16 protein-coding genes are annotated in these 19853 nt (G+C 70.3%); 14 read left to right on the top strand and 2 right to left on the bottom strand.

The window, feature by feature from the left end:
- Window positions 1–63 precede the first annotated feature (63 nt).
- The 12 genes from JNUCC0626_RS09955 (at window position 64) to JNUCC0626_RS09900 (ending at window position 16844) form a co-directional block, all read left to right on the top strand.
- Window positions 64–1713, top strand: coding sequence for a condensation domain-containing protein (locus JNUCC0626_RS09955; RefSeq protein WP_394619398.1), 1650 nt, complete (start codon window positions 64–66; stop codon window positions 1711–1713).
- A complete protein-coding gene (locus tag JNUCC0626_RS09950) occupies window positions 1710–2756 on the top strand; it encodes an NAD-dependent epimerase/dehydratase family protein (RefSeq protein WP_394619397.1) in 1047 nt (348 codons plus the stop codon). Before JNUCC0626_RS09955 ends, JNUCC0626_RS09950 begins: the two co-directional genes overlap by 4 nt.
- Before the next feature lie 45 nt (window positions 2757–2801).
- Window positions 2802–3014: an MbtH family protein gene (locus tag JNUCC0626_RS09945; RefSeq protein ID WP_394619396.1), complete on the top strand. Its 213-nt coding sequence runs from the start codon at window positions 2802–2804 to the stop codon at window positions 3012–3014.
- Complete coding sequence (locus tag JNUCC0626_RS09940; protein WP_394619395.1) at window positions 3011–4759, top strand: amino acid adenylation domain-containing protein; 1749 nt, start codon at window positions 3011–3013, stop codon at window positions 4757–4759. Before JNUCC0626_RS09945 ends, JNUCC0626_RS09940 begins: the two co-directional genes overlap by 4 nt.
- The gene (locus JNUCC0626_RS09935; protein WP_394619394.1) at window positions 4756–5565 is read left to right on the top strand and encodes a hypothetical protein; all 810 of its coding nucleotides are present in this window, start codon (window positions 4756–4758) and stop codon (window positions 5563–5565) included. The genes JNUCC0626_RS09940 and JNUCC0626_RS09935 overlap by 4 nt, the downstream gene beginning before the upstream one ends.
- Before the next feature lie 26 nt (window positions 5566–5591).
- Complete coding sequence (locus JNUCC0626_RS09930; protein WP_394619393.1) at window positions 5592–7046, top strand: amidase; 1455 nt, start codon at window positions 5592–5594, stop codon at window positions 7044–7046.
- A complete protein-coding gene (locus JNUCC0626_RS09925; protein ID WP_394619392.1) occupies window positions 7043–11446 on the top strand; it encodes an amino acid adenylation domain-containing protein in 4404 nt (1467 codons plus the stop codon). The genes JNUCC0626_RS09930 and JNUCC0626_RS09925 overlap by 4 nt, the downstream gene beginning before the upstream one ends.
- Complete coding sequence (locus JNUCC0626_RS09920) at window positions 11443–12483, top strand: GNAT family N-acetyltransferase (RefSeq protein ID WP_394619391.1); 1041 nt, start codon at window positions 11443–11445, stop codon at window positions 12481–12483. The genes JNUCC0626_RS09925 and JNUCC0626_RS09920 overlap by 4 nt, the downstream gene beginning before the upstream one ends.
- Before the next feature lie 24 nt (window positions 12484–12507).
- A complete protein-coding gene (locus tag JNUCC0626_RS09915) occupies window positions 12508–13677 on the top strand; it encodes a DegT/DnrJ/EryC1/StrS family aminotransferase (protein ID WP_394619390.1) in 1170 nt (389 codons plus the stop codon).
- On the top strand, window positions 13677–14891 hold the full coding sequence (locus tag JNUCC0626_RS09910; RefSeq protein ID WP_394622003.1) for an MFS transporter: 1215 nt from the start codon (window positions 13677–13679) through the stop codon (window positions 14889–14891). Before JNUCC0626_RS09915 ends, JNUCC0626_RS09910 begins: the two co-directional genes overlap by 1 nt.
- A complete protein-coding gene (locus JNUCC0626_RS09905; protein ID WP_394619389.1) occupies window positions 14888–15412 on the top strand; it encodes an NUDIX hydrolase in 525 nt (174 codons plus the stop codon). The genes JNUCC0626_RS09910 and JNUCC0626_RS09905 overlap by 4 nt, the downstream gene beginning before the upstream one ends.
- 181 nt (window positions 15413–15593) lie before the next feature.
- Window positions 15594–16844, top strand: a complete 1251-nt coding sequence (locus tag JNUCC0626_RS09900; RefSeq protein ID WP_394619388.1) for an MFS transporter — start codon at window positions 15594–15596, stop codon at window positions 16842–16844.
- Here the strand turns inward: JNUCC0626_RS09900 and JNUCC0626_RS09895 are convergent.
- Window positions 16827–17237: a MarR family winged helix-turn-helix transcriptional regulator gene (locus JNUCC0626_RS09895; RefSeq protein WP_394619387.1), complete on the bottom strand. Its 411-nt coding sequence runs from the start codon at window positions 17235–17237 to the stop codon at window positions 16827–16829. The genes JNUCC0626_RS09900 and JNUCC0626_RS09895 overlap by 18 nt on opposite strands.
- Window positions 17238–17346: 109 nt before the next feature.
- Between JNUCC0626_RS09895 and JNUCC0626_RS09890 the strand changes: the two genes are divergently transcribed.
- Window positions 17347–18261 (top strand): alpha/beta hydrolase, encoded by a 915-nt coding sequence (locus JNUCC0626_RS09890; protein WP_394619386.1) that lies wholly within the window; start codon window positions 17347–17349, stop codon window positions 18259–18261.
- Between the two features lies 1 nt (window position 18262).
- Here the strand turns inward: JNUCC0626_RS09890 and JNUCC0626_RS09885 are convergent, their stop codons facing one another.
- The gene (locus tag JNUCC0626_RS09885) at window positions 18263–19156 is read right to left on the bottom strand and encodes an alpha/beta hydrolase family protein (RefSeq protein WP_394619385.1); all 894 of its coding nucleotides are present in this window, start codon (window positions 19154–19156) and stop codon (window positions 18263–18265) included.
- Window positions 19157–19274: 118 nt separating this feature from the next.
- Here JNUCC0626_RS09885 and JNUCC0626_RS09880 point away from each other — a divergent pair, with 118 nt between their 5' ends.
- On the top strand, window positions 19275–19853 hold the full coding sequence (locus JNUCC0626_RS09880; RefSeq protein ID WP_394619384.1) for a TetR/AcrR family transcriptional regulator: 579 nt from the start codon (window positions 19275–19277) through the stop codon (window positions 19851–19853).

Below are 19853 nucleotides of genomic sequence, written 5' to 3'. Positions count from 1 at the left end.
TGTTAGAGCGTTTCGCCAAAGTCGGCCGCGTTGGAAACAGGTTCACCTCGGGGGGAAGCACTGGTGGAGGAACACCTTGGCGATCGGCTGACATCTGTCGCCGTAGAACGTGTCTTCGCGCTCAACCACGCACAGCGCAGGGTGCTCCGGAACTGGTCGGTGGAGGAACGCCCCGGCAAGGTCGTCGAGATCATCGTCGCGCTGCCCGACGGGTGTTCCGCGGATGCCGCGCACACGGCATTGCACCGCTTGATCGCCGCACACGAAGCGTTGCGCAGCAGGCTCGCGCACGACTCGAACGGAGCGTTGGCGCAGCAGGTTGTGGACGTGACGACCGCGGCGCGAACCCTGGGCCACCACCACGAGGAACTCGACGACTCACTTGATCCGGAGGAGGTCGCCGAACGACTGCGTCCCCATCCCGTCGATCCGGAGAAGGCGGCCTCCCACTGCACGCTCTACACCATCCGAGGCCGCGTCCGCGTGGTGATGCTGTCCGTGTCGCACGTCTTCGCCGACGGCGTGAGCCAGCAGGTCCTGGTGCGCACGCTGGAAGCGCTGCTGAACGGAACGATCACCGAGGTTCCCGCCGCGCTTCAGGCCAGCGCGTTCAGCGGCGAACGCGCCGAGGCGGTGCTGGAGGCGAACACCGCGCACTGGCGGGAGGTTCTGCAGCGGGCACCGCGAGCGTGCACGTACTCTGGCGGCGACCGAGGACTGACGGAGGTCGTCAGATCGGTCGGCGTGATTGTGGAATCCGCGCTGCAGCAGGAGGTGCGCGCTGCGGCGGGCCGGTTGCGGACCAGCCCGTTCGTCATCTGGACGGCTGCGGCGCACCTGCTCGCCTCGGCGTTGTCCGGCAGGCACGACCTGGTTTTCCGCTCCACCACGGCGAACCGCACCCGCGCCTCCGAATTCGGTGTCGTCGCCCAGCTCGCACAGGCCCTCTACCCGCGAGTTGACGGAGGATCCTCGGACACCGCAGGGGAGCGGGTCCGGCAGGTGCACACCGCTGTGCTCGCGGCGCAGCACCACGGTGTCCACGAGGTGGCCGCACTCCTGGACTGGCTCGACGAGCCCGACGTGCGTGCGGGTGCCGTCTTCAAGCCGGCCTTCGAGATCAACCACGCGGCGGCGATGCGTGCCGATCTGAGCACGTCGCTCGTGAGCACGGCGCCGGTGGAGGAGGAAAGCAGCGTCCGGGTGGACCCACGTGCCGCGAACGCGGACCTCGCCGTTTCCATCTGGGAGGAACAGGCGGGCGCGGCGGTGATCCTGTCCGCGAGGCCCCCGGTGTGGCGGCAGCGGGAACCGGCCCGGCTACTGGCCGATCTGCTGACGACGACACGGCATCTCTGCCGGGCACCGCAGGACAAGGTCACCGACGTTGCCGTGGAGCCGTTACCCGCCGTTGCCGGGCTGCTGCACGGGCACCACAGCGGTGTTTCTCTCGACGTCGCCACCACGCGCGATCTCCTGCTGAGCCACCCGGCGGTCGTGGCGTGCGACTTCAGCCTGCACATCGGTGCGGAAGGACGACGCCTGCTGCGCGCCGAGGTCCGTCTCAACGTTCCAGTGCCCGAACACCGGTTGTGGGAGTGGTACGTCGGCCGACAGCGGCGTTTGTCCGGTGCGGTCGTCCCGGACGAGCTAGTACTCATCGCCGCCGACGATCTCCGGCGGGTCTCAGGGCAGGGAGGACACCCAGCATGAAGAAGTTGAACGTCCTGGTCACAGGGGCGTCGGGCTATCTCGGTTCGGTGCTGGTCACCGAGTTGGACAGGCGCGGCCACCGGGTGATCGGCATCGACAACGGGCTCGTCGCCCGGCCGAGCGCACCCCTGGCCAACGGTGAACACCTCGACGCCGACCTGCGTGACGTGAGCGAGTGGGCGTCAGTGCTGGACGGTGTGGACGCCGTGATCCACTTGGCCGCGATAGTGGGTGATCCAGCCTGCAGCCTCGACGAGAACCTGACCTGGGAGACCAACTACCTGGGCACCGTGCGGCTCGCAGAGGCTTGCCGGCGGCACGGTGTGTCGAAGTTCGTGTTCGCTTCCACCTGCAGCAACTACGGCATGTCCATTGAGGACGCCGTGGAGGCCGGCACACCGTTGCACCCGCACTCGGTCTACGCGGAGAGCAAGGTCCACTCCGAACACCACCTGCTGGCCAACGCCGATGGCGAGTTCAGCCCGCGGATCCTGCGTCTGTCCACTTTGTACGGTATATCGCCGCGGATGCGCTTCGACCTCGCGGTCAACGTGATGACCGCGCACGCCGTGCGGGACAGGAGGATCACGGTGTTCGGCGGCGAGCAATGGCGCCCGTTCCTGCACATCGCCGATGCGGCGGACGCGTTGATCCGGGCCGCAGAGCTCGACCGGGTGGACGGGATGCGGATCTGGAACTGCGGGTCGGAGGAGCAGACCTACCCGATCGCCGAACTGGCCACGATGATCGCGGAGGTCGTGCCCGGCACCGAGGTGCACGTCGAGACGGACTCCGCGGACCTGCGCAACTACCGGGTCAACTTCAGCCGCATGCGCACCACCCTCGGCTTCACCCCGCGTCGTGAGCTCGTTGACGCCGTGCGGTCGATCGCGGACAGGCTGCTCGCGGGTCAGTGGGCCGACCCTGGCGCGGCTGAGTACGTGAACGTCGAGCTGGTGCGCACCGCTCTCCGCGACGCCCACCCGGCTGCCGGGACCACGGGCGGTCACCGCTGGCCGCAGCTCAGCTTCGGCGCGGCGTGAACCGCCGTCACCCACCCACCCATCCACGTCGAGGAGCGTGAGCTGGTGAGCAATCCTTTCGAAGACCCCGAGGGCAAGTTCGTCGTCCTGGTGAACGACGAGGACCAGCACTCGCTGTGGCCCGCGTTCGTCCCGGTGCCGAAGGGTTGGCGGCAGGTGCTTCCGGAGACCAGGCGGAGTGTGGCGCTGGAGTTCATCACGCAGAGCTGGACCGACATCCGGCCCGCCGGTGTCCGCACGAGTGGAGCGCCGTCGTGAAGACGCTGATCGAGCGGTTCGAGCAGACGGCGGCCGCGTTGCCCGACAAGCTCGCAGTCCTGGACGGGACGGAGGAGCTGTCCTACGGGGATCTGAACCGCCGGGCGGACGGGCTGGCCGCCGGCCTGCTCGAGCGCGGCATCCGCGCGGGTGACCTGGTCGCCATCGCGCTGCCGCGGTCGGCGGCGCAGTTCGTGGCGATGTTCGCGGTGGTGAAGGCAGGCGCGGCGTTCCTTCCGCTGGACCTCGACCACCCGGCCCTGCGGCTGGCGCACGTGGTCGGGGATGCCGCGCCGAGGTGCGTCATCACCTCGGCCGCGGCCGGTGCCGCCGACTGGCTGGCAGACGTGCCGATCGTGGACGTCGACGAGATCTGCGAGGCGAACGCGCAGCAACCGCAGAGGGTGGGCGAGGTGAGCTTCGACCACCCGGCGTACGTCCTGTACACCTCCGGCTCCACCGGCGAACCGAAGGGCGTGATCACCTCCCATCGTGCACTGGCCAACCGCCTGGCCTGGATGCAGGAGCGCTACCCGCTCGCGGAGGCCGACCGGGTCGTGCTGAAGACACCCTGCGGGTTCGACGTGTCGATCTGGGAGTACCTGTGGGCGCTCAACGCCCGCGCTGCGGTGGTGGTCTGCAAGCCAGGAGGACATCGCGATCCCCGCTATCTCGCTCAGCTGATGGCCGACAACCGGGTGACCGTCGCGCACTTCGTCCCGTCGATGTTGAGGGTCTTCGTCGACCGCGGCGGGTTCACCGGCCTGACGGCATTGCGGCGGGTGTTCTGCAGCGGGGAGGCACTGCCCGCCGATCTGGTCAGACGCCTGCGTGCGGAGACGGACGTGCCGGTGCACAACCTGTACGGCCCGACCGAGGCTGCCATCGACGTCACGGCGTTCGACTGCCCCGGCGAACCGCCTGGCTCGGTGGTGCCGATCGGCACTGCGGTGCCGGGGTGCCGCACGTACGTGCTGGACGACCGGCTCGACCCCGTCACAGGGGAGTCCGAGGGCGAGCTGTACCTCGCGGGGGTTCAACTCGCGCACGGCTACCTCGGACGACCGGACCTCACCGCGGAGCGCTTCGTCGCCGACCCCTTCGGCGGCCCCGGTGAGCGCATGTACCGGACCGGAGACCTGGTCCGGCGGGACGGCGACGGCCTGCTCGTGTTCGTCGGCCGCGTCGACGACCAGATCAAGATACGCGGCCAGCGCATCGAGCTCGGGGAGATCGAAAACACGCTGGCGTCCTGCCCCGGCGTGGCCCAGGCCGCCGTGGCGGTCACGGACACGCCGGTGGCGGGACCACGTCTGGTGGCCTGCTGGGTCGCGGAGCCGTGCACCGCGCCCGTGGACCAGGACCTGCGAGCTCACCTGTCCGAACGGCTGCCCGAGGTCATGGTGCCGGCGGTTTTCGTCCAGCTGGACGCCCTGCCGGTCACGACGAGCGGCAAGCTGGACCGGCGGGCGGTGGCGGAGTCGGCGGCGGCGGAAGTCGTCGCCGACTCTCCGCCGCAGGGCCCGATCGAGAACGCGGTGGCGTCGATCTGGTCGTCGTTGCTCGGGGTCGCCCGGGTCGGCACGACAGACAACTTCTTCGCGCTGGGAGGTCACTCCCTGCTGGTCCCGGAGTTAGTCGACCAGGTGTGGCGGCAGTTCGGTGTCGACCTGCCGATCGCCCTGCTGTTCGAGGCTCCCACCGTGGCGGAGTTCGCCAGGGCGATCGAGGGCAGCGAGCGGTGAGAGCACAGGTGATGTCCGAGCCGGGTGACGCCGGCGTGCCGAACGACGACTTCGTGTTGCTGTCACCGGAGGTGTGCGTTCTGCTCGACGGCGTCACTCCGCAGGCCGACGACGACGGGTGCGTACACGGCGTCGGATGGTTCGTCCGGACGCTCGGCTCGGCGATCATGCGGGGGCTGTCCGGCAGCCCCGGCGCGCCACTCGGCGACTGCGTGGCCGCGGCCATCACCGAGACGGCTCGCGAACACCGGCGCGGCGGCGTGCAGTGCGACCTGGACAACTGGGCGACACCGCAAGCGACCTTGCTGGTGGTGAGGTGCGGACCCACGTCCGTGGACTACTTCGTGCTGGGCGACGTGGTGCTGCTCGTGGACCTGCCCGCGGGCCTGCTCGTCGTCACCGACGACCGCGGTGAGCGGCTCGCCCAGGAGTTCCTGCACCGCTACGGTCACCTGCCCGCCGGGTCGGGCGAAGCGCGCAAAGCCCGGGACCGCTACCGCGCCCTGCGCAACGCGCCAGGCGGGTACTGGACGGCGGCGGCGGACCCGCAGGCGGTCCGCCAGGCGGTGACGGGCGCGGTGGCGAGGGACTCGGCCCGTGGCCTGCTGGCCATGACCGACGGCGCCACCCGGTACGCCGACCTGTTCGGACTGACCGATTGGGCGGGCATCCACGAGCTCGTGACGGCGCACGGCGTCGACGAGCTGATCACCAGGCTGCGCACGCACGAGCGGGCCCACCCGGAACCCGGTCGGCGCCGCACGAAGATCAGCGACGACGCCACCGTCGTGCGAATCCAGCTGTAGCCACCTCTGTGACGGAAGCGGGAACCATGGCGGAACTGCACGACCTCACCGCGCTCGAACAGGCTGCGGCCGTCCGCACGGGGGAGGTGGGTGTGGTCGAGCTCGTCGACCACTACCTGCACCGGATCCGGGAGCACGACCCGGCGCTCGGTGCGTTCGTCACGGTGACCGCCGACCTGGCGCGCGGCCAGGCTGCGGCCGCGGAGGCGTTGTTGCGCCACGGCGGGCAGTTCCCGCCTCTCTTCGGAGTGCCGACCGCGATCAAGGACCTGAACAACGTGGCGGGCGTGCCCATGTCGTCGGGATCCCGTGCGGTTGCGGGCGTCGTGCCCGAGCACGACGACCACGTGGTGACGCTGTTGCGGGACGCCGGGACCATCAGCCTCGGCAAGACCAACGTCCCCGAGTTCGGCGTGCCGTTCTACACCGAGAGCGGGGTCGCGCCACCCGCACGCACCCCGTGGGACCTCACCTGCTCGGCGGGAGGCTCCAGCGGTGGCGCGGCGGCCGCCGTGGCCGCGGGCCTGGTGCCGATCGCGCAGGGAAACGACGGCGGAGGCTCCATCCGCGTGCCGGCCAGCGTGTGCGGTGTCGTGGGTCTCAAGGCGTCGCGCGGCAGGATCGCCAACGGTCCTGGTGGCGGCGAAACGACAGGAATGGTGGCCAACGGCCCGATCGCGCGGACCGTCGCGGACGCCGCCGCGATGCTGGACGCGATGGCCGTGCCGATGCCGGGCGAACTGTTCACCGCGGCACCGCTGCCGCTGGAGGAGACGTACCTGGGCCATGCCCACCGGCCACCGGGCAAGCTCCGCATCGGCAGGTACAACACCCCTGCCGGCCCGGCCCTGCCCGTGCACGAGGAGTGCATGGCCGCGTGGGACGACGCCACCGCGCTGCTGACCGAGCTGGGGCACGAGGTGGAGGACGTGGAGTCGCCGTTCCCCGCGGAGATCGTGCATCACTTCGAGACGGTCCTCTGCGTCGGCCCGGCCGCCCTCGCACTCGACGACCGGCAGACGGCCGAGCTGACGCCGCTCACCCGCTGGCTGCGAGAGCGGGGGACGGAGGTCTCGGCCGTCGAGTTCGTCACCTCGTTGCGGGCATTGCGAAAGCTGGCACGCACCGCGGTGGTTCATGCCGCCGGCTACGACGCGCTGCTCACCCCGACGCTGGCCCAGCCGCCGCGGCCGGTCGGATGGTTCACCTCGGCCGACGACCCGGCGGCGAACCTGCGACGCCAGCTCGAGTTCTCCCCGTTCACCTTTCCCCACAACGTATCCGGACAGCCCGCGATCACCCTGCCGCTGCGGTGGACGGCACAGGGCCTGCCGATCGGCGTGATGCTGGCCAGTCGCCCAGCGGCCGAGCACGTGCTGATCGCACTGGCCGCGCAACTGGAGTCGGCGCGGCCGTGGCGTGACCGCCGCCCGTCGATCTGGACGTCATCCCCGCTGCACACCCACGGAGGTTCGCAGTGACCCTTGACCTGACCTCGGCGCAGCTGGCGATCTGGCTGGCCCAGCAGCTGAACCCGGACAGTCCTCAGTACAACCTCGCCGACTACCACGAGATCCGCGGGCCGCTGGTGCCGGAGCTGCTCGAACGAGCCGCACGACAGGCCGCGGCCGAAGCTGACACGGTGAACATGCGGTTCGTGGCCAGTCCGGAAGGCGTGCCGCGCCAGACGCGCTGCACCGCCCCCTGGGTGTTCCACCACGTCGACCTCACCGCGGCAGACGATCCGCGAGCGGAAGCCGACCGGTGGATGGCGGAGGACCTGCGCCGGACGTTCGACCTGCGGCGCGGTCCGCTGCAGACCAGCGCGCTGCTCACGCTCGCGCGGGACCACTACCTCTGGTACCGCCGGTACCACCACATCGTGGTGGACGCGTTCTCCGGTCACTTCATCGGCCGCCGCATCGCGGAGGTCTACACCGCGCTTGTGCGCGGCGAGCCGATCGGTGACACCCCGTTCGCACCGATGCAACTGGCGTTGGAGGACGACCGGCGGTACGCCGTCAACAGCCGTGCCGCCGACGACGAACACTGGCGCGCCCGGCTCGCGAACTGGCCGGAATGCACCCGGTTCCGCTCGGCGGCCACGACGCTGCCCCCGGTCCGGCTCGCTCATCGTCTGCCGGAAGCGGAGGTGGCCGTGCTCCGCGAGCACGGCGCGCCGTTCGGGCTGTCCGTGCCGCAGCTGCTCACCACGGCGGTGGCGGCGTACCAGCACGCGGTGACTGGAGCGGACGACATCGGGCTGAGCTTCGTGCTGTCGGCCCGCGCCACCGCGGCATTGCGCGCGGTCACCGCACCTATGTCGAACATCCTGCCGGTCCGGCTGACGGTGAACGCCGAGACCACGATGCTCGGGCTCGCCGAGCAGGTGCGCGCTGAGACGTCCCAGGCACAACGCCGGCACCGCTACCGCGACAGTCACCGGCACTTCGCGTCTGCGGGAGCACGACCCCACTTCGGCTCGATGGTGAACGTTCTCCGGTTCGATGCCGGCTTCTCCTTCGACGGGCATCGGTCCATCGGCAAGAACCTCTCCCTGGGACCGATCGAGGGGCTGGCCTTCTCGTTCGACGACAGGATGGACGGCAACGGCATCGAGGTGGAGCTGAGCGCCAACCCCGTGGTGCACAGCGACGAGGAGGTCGCCACGCACCTGAGGCGGTTCCTGAGATGGATCGCGATGCTGCCCTCGATCGCCCTTGGCACCCCGGTCGCCGAGGCCGACGTGTTCGGTGACGACGAGCGGTCCGCCGCACTGGCCGAGCTGTGCCAAGGCCCGACTCGGCCGGTGACGCCGCGCCGCGTGCACGACCTGATCTCGGAGCAGACCGCCCGCACCCCGTGCGCGATCGCGGTCAGCCACGGCGAACGCACGATGACCTACCACGAGCTGGACCGGGCCTCTGACGGTGTGGCCGTGCTGCTGCGACGACGCGCGGTCCGCACCGGTGACCTGGTCGCCGTGGCCATGCACCGGGAGCCCGAACTGCTCGTCGCGCTGCTCGGGATCTGGAAGGCCGGAGCCGCTTACCTGCCCGTGGACGTCGACCTCCCGACCGAGCGGATCCAGCAGATCCTGGCCGACTCCGGGGTCGCGGTCGCGATGACCGGCGATGATGTGCCCACGTCGGTTTCCGAGGCGTTGCTGGGTGTTCCCGAGGTGCTCCTGCTCGATCCGGGCGTCGTGGACGCGCTTCCCGCCTTCTCGGACGAGCCGTTCGCGACGTCCGCGAGCCCGGCAGACCTCGCCTACGTGATCTACACCTCGGGGTCTACCGGCCGCCCGAAGGGCGTTGCAGTGGAACACCGGTCCGTGTGCGAGTACCTCGACTACGCGACGAGCGCCTATCCAGGCACTCGCGGCACCGCCACCGCGCACTCGCCGGTCGGGTTCGACCTGACCGTCACCGCGCTGCTCGCCCCGCTGACCTGCGGTGGCCGCGTGCACCTGGCAGCTCTCGACGAGCCTCGGCCCGCACCGGAGTTCCTCAAGATCACGCCGGCGCACCTGGCCCTGCTCACCGAGCTGCCGGCGTCCGCGTCACCCACCCAGGATCTGGTGATCGGCGGCGAGCAACTGCTCGGCGCGGCACTGAGGTCGTGGCGTGACGGCAACCCGGACGCCGTGGTGACGAACGAGTACGGCCCGACCGAAGCCACCGTCGGCTGCTGCACCTTCCAGCTGAGACCGGGCGACCCGGTGCCCGACGGCGCGCTGCCGATCGGCAGGCCGATTCGCTCCACCCGGCTCTACGTGCTCGACTCGAGGCTGCGCGTCCTGCCGGCGGGCTGCGTCGGCGAGCTGTACATCGCGGGCGCCGGACTCGCACGGGGCTACCTCGGGCGGACCGCCGAAACTGCGCACCGCTTCGTCGCCGACCCATTCGCAGCCGATGGCAGCCGGATGTACCGGACCGGTGACCTCGCTGTGTTCCGGCTGGACGGCGAACTGGAGTTCCTGGGGCGGGCCGACGGTCAGGTGAAGGTGCACGGCCACCGGATCGAACTGTCCGAGGTGGATGCTGTGCTGACCGCGCACCCTGCCGTCCGGCAGGCCGCTACGACCGTCGACTCGTCGGGCGAGCCGCGACTCGTCGGCTACCTCGTTCCCGGCGACGAGGTCCCTCCGGATTTGAACGAGGTCACCGCTCACGTGGCCCGCTCACTGCCGCGCTACATGGTCCCCGTGGCCCTGATCGTCGTCGACGCCCTGCCGCTCACGCCCAACGGCAAGCTGGACCGCCGTGCGCTGCCGGCAGCCTCTCCCTCCGCACCGGTCGCCGGTTCCGTCGACCGCTCGGTGCCAGAACAGCTGCTCTGCGAGATCATGGCCGATCTGCTCGGCTTGCCGCAGGTGCACCCGGACGACGATCTCATCGCGCTCGGCGGCTCCTCGCTCACCGCACAGCTGCTGGTGTACCGCCTCCGGACCGTCCTCGGTCTCACGATCTCGCTCGGGGACGTGCTGCGGTGCGGTACGGCGGCGAAGCTGGCGCGGCGCCTCAGTCTCGCTTCCGATCTGCCGGCGCTGAGGCCGAGGCCACGTCCGGCCGGTCCAGAGGTGTCGCACGCGCAACACCGGCTCTGGTACCTGACACGGCTGCACGGGCTCAACGCTGCGTACAACCTCGCGGACGCACATCGGGTGAGCGGGCCGATCGACCGCACCGCACTGAGCCTCGCGCTGGCGGACCTGACCCGCCGGCACGAGGTGCTGCGCACCGCCTTCACCGGCCGTGCGCGACCCGAACCCCAGGTCCTCGACCCGGTGGAGTGGTGGCCGCTGGAGGAGATCAAGTCGACGAACGACAGCATTGCCGCGGATCTCGCCCGTGCCGCTGCCCAGCCGTTCCGCCTCAACGCCGACCCACCGTTCCGCGCCACTCTGTTCCGGCTCGGGCCGGACGACCACGTGCTGCTCCTGGCCCTGCACCACATCGCGGGAGATGGCTGGTCCTACCGGCCACTGCACCGCGAGCTCGCGCAGGCCTACGCCGCCAGGATGGCGGGCCGCATCCCGGACTGGAGGCCTCTGGCGGTCGACTACGGCGACTACGCGGTGTGGCAACGGGAGGTCCTCGATGCCGGGCTGGCGGAGCGGCAGGCGCGCTACTGGGCCACCGCACTGGCGGGTGCGCCCGACCAGCTCTCGCTGCCGGTCGATCGCCGCCGTCCGGACGTCCCGTCGCAGCTGGGCGGATACGTTCCGATCACGTTCACGCGTGAGCAGCGCGCCGGGCTGGCGGCGCTGGCGCGGGAGACGAACACCACGCTGTTCATGGTGCTCCAGGCGGGGCTGGTGATCGCGCTGCGCAGGCTTGGCGCCGGTGACGACATCCCGATCGGCACCCCGGTCGCCGGGCGGCCGGTCGGGGAGACCGCAGACCTGGTCGGCTGCTTCGTCAACACGGTCGTGTTGCGCACCCGTGTCGACGGGTCTGCGTCGGTACGCGACCTCCTGGAGTCCGTCCGAGAGGTCGACCTCGCCGCCTTCGCTCACCAGGACCTGCCGTTCGAACGGGTGGTGGCCGCTGTCGGACCGCGCCGGTCCACCGCGCGGAACCCGTTGTTCCAGGTGATGTTGACGTTCGACGGCGCACCGGCCGCGCCACTCGAGCTGGCCGGCACCGACGTGAAGCCACTGCGGATCGAGGCGCGACCGGCGAAGTTCGACCTGACCCTCGACCTCACCGACTCCGGCGGAGTGATCACCGGCGTCCTCGACTACGCGTCCGATCTGTTCGACGCGGAGACGGCCGAGCGGATCGCCTCGTGCGTCACGCAGGTGCTCGACGTGATGGCCGCCGCGCCGGAACTGCCCGTCGACCGGATCGTCGCGAGCCCGGAGCTGGTCGCGTGAACCTGGTGTTGCACGCCGAGACGGACCGCGCTCGCTGGCTGGAGGCATGGCGCCGGCTGCCCGCGCGGGAACCGTTCGCTCACCCTGATTTCGTCGCGATGTTCGCGGCGAGGGGAGTGCGGCCGCTGGCCGCCGTGGACTCGGGTGTCGTCTTCCCGTTCCTGCTCAGGGACCTGGAGGCGGAGCATTGGACCGAGCCGGGCGAGAAGCGGCGCGACGTGGCCGTGCCTTACGGCTACGGCGGGGCTTTCGTGACCGCGCCGGGCGCTGACCCGGACCTCTTCTGGAAGAGGTTCGACAGCTGGGCGCTCGACCACCGCGTGGTGTGCGCAGACGCCCGGATCTTCCTGCAGCGCGACGAGGTGCTGCCGATGAGCGGCTGGTCGGAGCAGCCCGCGTGTGACAGCGCCGTGGTCGACCTGGTTGGTTACCGCGCGCTCGGCCACCAGTCGTTCAGCAGCAGCGTCCGGCGCAACATCCGCCTGGCCAGGCGAGCAGGGCTGACCGTGGCGGTCGAGGACGACGACGCGGCGTGGCAGGCATTCCGGAAGATCTACCGCGGCACGATGGATCGGCGGCGGGCCGGCGGGAGCTACTACTTCACCGATGCGTTCTTCGTCCGGTTGCACGGTCTGCTGGGCGACCTGGCGAGGCTGTTCGTGGTGCGCGACGCCGCCGGTGAACCGCTGTCCGGCGAGGTGGTCCTGCTCGGTGCGACCAGGGCCTACTCCTATCTCGCCGGCTCGACCGGCCCTGGCAGGCGCTCGCACGCGAACGAGCTCTGCAAGGGGGCTGTCTGCGACTGGCTGATTCGCGGCCCCTGGCAGGAGTTCGTCCTGGGAGGCGGCAACCGGCCCGACGACGCCTTGCTGGAGTACAAGCTCCGGTTCGCGCCAGGGGGCCGCCGGTCCTACTCGACTGGTTCCAAGGTCTACGACGAGGCCGCCTACGCCGAGCTCGTCCGGCTTCGCCACGCCTTCCACGAGCGGGAGCGGCTCGAGGCGCACGTGCCGCGCCGCTTTCCTGCCTACCGCTGACAACCCGCAAAAGGAGCTACCACCGTGCCAGACCTCCCCGCCATCCTGGGCGGCGTTCCCGTCCGTTCCCGCGAGCTGCCGATCACCAGGGCCACGGTGTCCACCGACGCTGGGCTGCACGCCGACCTCGCGGAGATCACGGCTTCCGGATCGCTGACCAACGGACGCCACGTCAGCGCTTTCGAACGCGAGGCGGCCGCGTTTCTCGGTGTCGAGCACTCGGTGGCCACGTCGAGCTGCACCAGCGGCCTCATGCTCGTGCTGCGGTGTCTCAGTCTGCGAGGCGAGGTCGTCCTGCCCTCGTTCACCTTCATGGCCAGTGCGCACGCCGTGGCGTGGAACGGGCTCGCGCCGGTGTTCGTGGACATCGATCCCGACACCTTCACCCTCGACCCGGCCGCCGCGGCAGCCGCGATCAGCGAACGCACGGCGGCGATCATGGCCGTGCACACGTTCGGTGCTCCCTCCGACATGGAGGCGTTGGCCGCGGTGGCCTCCTCGCACGGTGTTCCGCTCGTGGCCGACGCGGCGCACGGCTTCGGCGGCGCCTACGCAGACGGCATGATGATCGGCTCGAAGGGACTCGCCGAGGTGTTCAGCCTCAGCCCGACCAAACTGCTCACCGCCGGCGAGGGCGGCCTGGTGGCCACCAACGACGCCGAGTTGGCGCGGGAACTGCGGATCGGGCGTGAGTACGCCAACCCCGGCGACTACGACAGCCGGTTCGTCGGCTTGAGCGCGCGGCTGCCGGAGATGTCTGCGGCCCTGGCCCGGCACAACCTGCCGCACGTGCCGGCGAGGGTGGTCCGGCGGCGCGAGCTGGCCGAGCGTTACCTGAAGGGGCTCGCGGGTGTCGGCGGTGTCGGATTCCAGCGGATTCCCAGCAGGAGCCGCAGCACTTACAAGGATTTCTGCGTGACCATCGACGAGCAGGCGTTCGGGGTGGATCGCGACGGGCTCGTGAAGGCGTTGCACAGCGAGAACATCGCCACGCGCACCTACTTCGACCCGCCCGTGCACCGTCATCGCGCCTACCGGTCGGATGCCGTCCTGCCCCGCACGGATTCGCTCGCGTCTCGGGTCGTCGCTCTTCCGCTGTCCTCGCACCTCGACGACGAGTCGGTGGACGAGGTCTGCTCGGCGATCCGCCGCGTCCACGCGCACGGCCCGGCAGTCGCCGCCCTGACCGCGTGATGCGCATGTCCGACCGCGGCAACGCGCTGAGATGGGCAGCTGCCTACACCTCGTCGGTCACCGGCGACAGCGTGTTCTTCCTTGCACTGTCGTGGACTGCGGCACGCGCGGGAGGTCCCGAAGCCGTCGGGATCGTCACCGCGGCCGGTGCGCTGCCGCGCGCTGTGCTGCTGCTCGGTGGTGGCGTGCTCGCCGATCGCATCGGCGCACACCGTCTGGCGATCGGCATGGACATGAGCCGTGGTGTCCTCGTTCTCGCGGCCGCCGCGATCATGACGATCGCGGCTCCGCAGCTGTGGTTGTTGTTGCCGCTGGCTTTCGTCTTCGGTGTGCTTGACGCCCTCTACCTGCCGGCGGTCAACGCGTTGCCCGCCCTGATCACCACTCCGGACGGGCTCGACCGCGTCCAGGGACTGCGCGGACTGGCACTGCGCGCGGGCAACCTGGCAGGGCCGTTGGTGGGTGGTGGTGTCCTGGCGCACAGCGGCGTGCCGACGGCATTCGGTGGCGCCGGGGTGCTGTTCCTGGTGTCACTGGCGCTGTTGCTGGTCGTGCGCACGAACCCCGGGGTGGCGACCCGGCCGGAGAGGTCGCACTGGCTGGACCTCCGCGCCGGTGTTCGCTATCTGCGCGGACATCGCGTGCTCGCACCGCTCACGCTCGTGATCGGAATCAGCGAGCTGAGCTTCGCCGGCCCGCTGGTGATCGGTGTGGTCCTGCTGGTGGAGCAACGAGGCTGGGGACCCATCGGCATGGGGTGGATCGTCGGCGGATTCGCTGTCGGGGGAGGACTGGCCGCATTGGCCCTGGCGGCGGGCTTGCGCCCGCCACGACCCGGACTGGTCATGCCCGCGCTGTTGACCGTCGGCGGCATCGCGATCATCGGCATGGTGCGCGTGCCGGACCTCGTGACCGTGACCGCGCTGGCGGCCGCCGTCGGAGCGGTGATCGGCGTCGCGAGCACTCTCGCCGCCACTCTCGGCCAAGCCCACTGCGACCCGGCCTACTTGGGCCGAACGGCGTCGGTGCTGGCACTGGCCACCGTCGGCCTCACGCCGTTGCTCTACCCGCTGACCGGTGTGGCCGCGGCCGGACTGGGTGTCACCGCGGTGTTCGTCGGCTGCGGCACGCTGGTTCTGACCGCGGCGTTCACCGCCTTCAGTTCCGCCGCGCTCCGCGGCGCCGAGCTTGATCACGAGGAGAGTCCACGATGATCGATTACATCGCGAAGCTGCGCGCACTCGTCGGAACCATGCCGCTGATGCTCCCCGGCACCTCGGTCCTGGTGAGCGACGAGGAAGGCAGGCTGCTCCTGGTGAGGCGCGCGGACTGCGGGACGTGGGGCCTCCCGGGCGGCTTCATGGAACCGGGGGAGACGTTCGCGGAGACGGGCGTCCGTGAGGTCCGCGAGGAAACCAGCCTGGAAGTGAGCTCGATGGCGTTGCTCGACGTGTTCTCGGGCCCCGAGTACTTCGCCGTTTGCCCGAACGGAGACGAGGTGCACAACGTGACCGCGGCTTACACGGCGGTGGTGTCTCGCGGCGACCTGCACGTCGACCCGGCGGAGGTGAGCGCGGCGGAGTTCTTCCCGCTCGATTCACTGCCCGAGGACTTGTTCGCACCGGAGAGGCCGATTGTCGAACGCTACCTGGCGGATACGGCCCGAAAGGAGGCCGGAAGTCACCTCACGGCAGCCCGCACCAGGACCGACAGGTCGGCCGTCACGTCAAGCTGAGTCGGTCGCTGTCCCGTCGCGGCCGCTTGTCGGCAGCAAAGCTCGAGCGGATGGCGCGGGAGAACACCGGCTTGGGTTACCGCCGTGACTGAGCGTGCCTGCCTCAGCCCATGGCGGTATTGCGATACAGACGGGCAGTTTATCGGAAGTTTTCCAGTGGCCAGTGGATCACCGTGGACGGATGAGAAGGTTCTTCGCCGACACCCGCCCGCTCGCGATTCCCGCCTACCGGCGGTCTTTTCTGGGGCAGGGCACCGCGGTCGTCGGCATGATGATCACGGCCGTCACGGTGCCGGTGCAGCTCTACGAGCTGACGCGCTCGTCCTTCGTGGTCGGGCTCAGCGGCGTGGTGGGGCTGCTCCCGGTCGTCGTCTTCGGCCTCTACGGCGGGGCGATCGCGGACGCGGTCGACCGCCGGAAGCTGGTGCTGGTGTCGTCGTCGGTGTCGTGGGTCGTGACGCTCGCGCTGCTCGCGCAGAGTCTCGCCGAGGTGCGCTCGCCGGTGTTGATCCTCGGGCTGGTGGCCGTGCAGTCGGGGAGTTTCGCGGTGTCGGCGTCCGGGCGGGGTGCGATCTTGCCGTTGCTGGTGCCTGCCGAGCTGGTGCCGGCGGCCAACGCGTTGAGCTACACGGTGTCGACGCTCGGGCAGGTGTTGGGGCCGCTCGTGGCTGGAGTCCTGATTGGACTGCCGGGTGGGTTCGGCCTCGCCTATGCCGCGGACGCCGTGTTGTTCACGGCCTCGCTGTACGCCACGGCCCGGCTGCCTTCGTTCGGCGTGGCCGACGGGTTGGGGCGGCCCGGGTTGAAGTCCATTGTGGAGGGTTTGCGGTTCCTCGGCGGCAACCCGGTGTTGATGATGTCGTTCGCGGTCGACATCGCCGCGATGGTGCTGGCGACACCGGAGGCGTTGTTCCCGCAGGCCGCCGCCACGAGGTTCGACGGGGGAGTCGGGCCGCTGTACTCGGCGATCGCCGCCGGGTCGATCCTCGCCGGTCTGCTCAGCGGGTGGATCGGGAGTGTGCGGCGGCAGGGTGTCGCGCTCACGCTCGCTGTCGTTGTCTGGTCGGCCGCCATTGCGGTCGCGGGGTTCCTGCACAGCTTGTGGGCGGTGGTGTTGCTGTTGGTCGTCGCGGGCGCGGCGGACTTCGTGAGTGCGGTTTACCGGCAGGCGATCCTGCAGACGTTCGTGCCGGACCGGCTGCGCGGACGTCTGCAGGGGGTGTTCACCGTGGTGGTGAACGGGGGGCCGCGCCTGGGGGATCTGCGGGCGGGGTTCATGGCGGCGGCCACGACGTTCACGCTGGCCTGGTCCGGAGCGGCCGCGCTCTGCATCGCGGTCGTGCTGGTCGCGGCGGTGAGTGCGCGGTCGTTCTGGCGGTACGACACCCGCGAGCACACGCCCGAGCGAGCCGGGCTAGCGGTCGAGCAGTGAGAGGAGGATTCGCTGCAGTTCGGTGCGATCGCGTGGGTCGATCCGGTCCAGGCGGCGGTCGAACTCCTTCGCGAGTGCCGAGAGTGCGCGGTCGCGTGCCGCTTCGCCCTCGGTGGTGAGTGCGAGTCGGTGTCGGCGCAGGTCCGCGTCGTCGATCTCGCGTCGCATGAAGCCCTTTGCGACGAGGCTGCGGACGTAGACGGTCACGCTGGCCTTCGGGATCACCAGCGCCGTGGCCAGTTCTGCCGGGTAGGGGGACGTGGCCACCTCGGCGAGCACGAAGAACTCCTTCGTCTCCAGGCCCAGTTCGGCCAGTTCGGTGGTGCAGGCGTCCAGCACGACGGTGAGCAGGCGGTGGTTCAGCGTCCACAGCTGTGCGGCGTCGACGGCCACGCTAACCCCTTCGTCAAATGGTACAGTTCTGTACTAGTACAGCATCGTACTAATCCGGTGTTCGTACTGATCGGTTGTTGAACGAACCATACGCGAAGGGTGCTGTCAGGTGCTTCACCACGTCACGATCCCGCGCGGACCCATCACGCTGGCCGCCGACCTCCACCTGCCCGACGACTTCGACGAGGCCACGCCGTCGCGTGCCGTCGTGCTCTGCACGCCGGGTAGCAGCGTCAAGGAGCAGATCGGCGCGAACTACGCGTCCCGGCTTGCTGCCCGGGGGATTCCGGCGCTCGTGTTCGACCCCGCTCACCAGGGGCAGAGCGGTGGTGAACCGCGCGACCTCGAAGACCCGTACCGCCGCGGCGAGGACATCTCCTACGCGATCGACGCTCTCGGCGCGGTCCCTGGTGTGGACCCTGAGCGCATTGGCGTTCTCGGCATCTGCGCCGGTGGTGGCTACGCGGTCCACGCCGCCCGCACCGACCACCGGATCAAGGCGGTCGGCACGGTCGTTCCCGGCGACATGGGCACGTCGTTCCGCGGGTTTCAGCCGGACGGACCGGTAGCGGCGCTCGAGGCCATGGCGGCCGCGCGGGTCGAGGAGGCCCGCTCCGGTGAGTTGGTCCGCGTGAACTGGCTCCCCGACACGGTGGAACAGGCCGCTGCGGCCGGGATGACCGACATCGACACGATCCAGGCGATCACCTTCTACCGCACCGGGCGGGGCGGGCACGAGCGCTCGACGAACCGCCGTCTCTCGCGCAGCGACTCGCTGCTCATCGGCTACGACGCGTTCCACCTGGTCGACCGGCTCATGACCCAGCCGCTGCAGGTCGTTCTCGCGGGACGTGTCGGCAACACCGGCTCCTACGAGGCCGGCATGCGCCTGTGGAAGCTGGCGCCCAATCCGGTCGACCTCATGGTGGTCGAGGGCGCGGGTCACTACGAGATGTACGACGTGCCCGAGTACGTCGACGCGGCTGTCGACCGGCTGGCCGCCTTCTACTCGCACCACCTGTAGGTCACTTGAGGTCGAGGCGGCCCTCGGGGGAGAGGTCCTCGGCCTGCGCCTGCTTCCACGCGAGGCCGTCCACGCCGAGCGCGTCGAGCAGGAACGCGTGGGCGACGCGCCGGATCACGGCGACGCGGGCGGGGTTCTCGTCGGTGGTGTCCGCGGCGTTGTAGCCGTGGATGCCGCCGAGGGAGTGCTCGCCGCCGGACAGCGTGAGCAGGGCTCGCGAGCCGGGGCTGTGGTGGAAGACGTCGGTGAACCAGTCGGGGCCGCGCTTGCCGAGCAGCGACTGGTCGGCGTCACCGGCGACGGTCAGGAACGGCGTGGTCAGCCGCTCGAAGTCCGGGGACATGAACGCGCCGAAGTGCTCCTGGGCGAACGGCGTGAGGTTCTCGCCGCCGAACCCGGTGGCCGCCAGGAGCACGCCCGCCTTCACGCGCGGGTCGGTCAGGTCGGGGCCGGGGCGTCCGTCCGCGTCGAGGACCCGTGCGCCGAGCAGCGTGCCGACGGTCTGCGCGCCCCACGAGTGGCCCGCGACGGCGATGCGGTCGCGGGACGCGCGGCCGGACAGTCCCGGCACGGCGGCGAGCAGCACGTCCAGGTCGTCGAGGACGCGCTGGACGTCCTGGACGCGGAAGCGCCAGATGTCCGCGTACCGGGGATCCGCCGGCGTGACACCGAGGGTGCGCGAGTCGAGGAACGTCGGCTGGACGACCACGAACCCGTTGGCGGCCCAGTGGTCCACCAGCGGGTCGTAGTAGGTCATCGAACCGCCGAAGCCGTGTGCCAGCACGACGATCGGGAGATCGGAACCGGTGACGGGGGCGGACACGCGCACCTGGAGGTCGTCGCCGCGGTCGGGGGCGGGCAGGACGACGGGCTTGACGCTGATGATTCCGGGCATGGCGAATTGCTCCTGAAGAGGCGAGGGGTGGGGCTGGTAGGCTCCTAATCGGAGCGACGTTCCGAATATATGGAGCGCTGTTCCGCTTGTCAACCGTGCTGGTGAGAGGTGTGTCCGAGTGAGTGCTGGGGAGTCGGCGACCGCGAAGCGGGCGGACGCGCGGCGCAACGAGAAGGCGCTGCTCGACGCGGCCGCCGCGGTGTTCGTGACCGACGGCGTGGACGCGCCGGTGCGCCGCATCGCGGCCGAGGCCGGGGTCGGCATGGGGACGATCTACCGGCACTTCCCGACGCGCGCGGACCTGGTCGTGGCCGTCTACCGGCACCAGGTCGACGCGTGCGCCGAGGCCGGGCCCGCGCTGCTCGCGGCGGAGGAGTCGCCGTTCGAGGCGCTGCGGCGGTGGGTGGACCTGTTCGTGGACTTCCTGGTGACCAAGCACGGGCTGGCCGCCGCGACGCGCAACGACCCCGAGGGCTTCGGCGCGCTGCACGGGCTCTTCCTCGACCGGTTGTTGCCGGTGCTCGACGAGATCCTCGCCGCGGCGCGCGCGGCGGGGGAGGTCAAGGTGGACGTGCCCGCGCTGCAACTGCTCCGCGCGATCGGTGACGTGTGCGCGGGAGCCGAGCGGGTCGACTCCGGGTACGACCCGAAGATCACCATCGGGCTGCTGCTCGACGGCTGCCGGTACAGCGGCTGA

Source organism: Lentzea sp. JNUCC 0626, from assembly GCF_043632865.1.
Lineage (GTDB): Bacteria > Actinomycetota > Actinomycetes > Mycobacteriales > Pseudonocardiaceae > Lentzea.
Note: the sequence above shows the minus strand (reverse complement) of the source record. Positions and strands in the feature narration are given on the sequence as shown.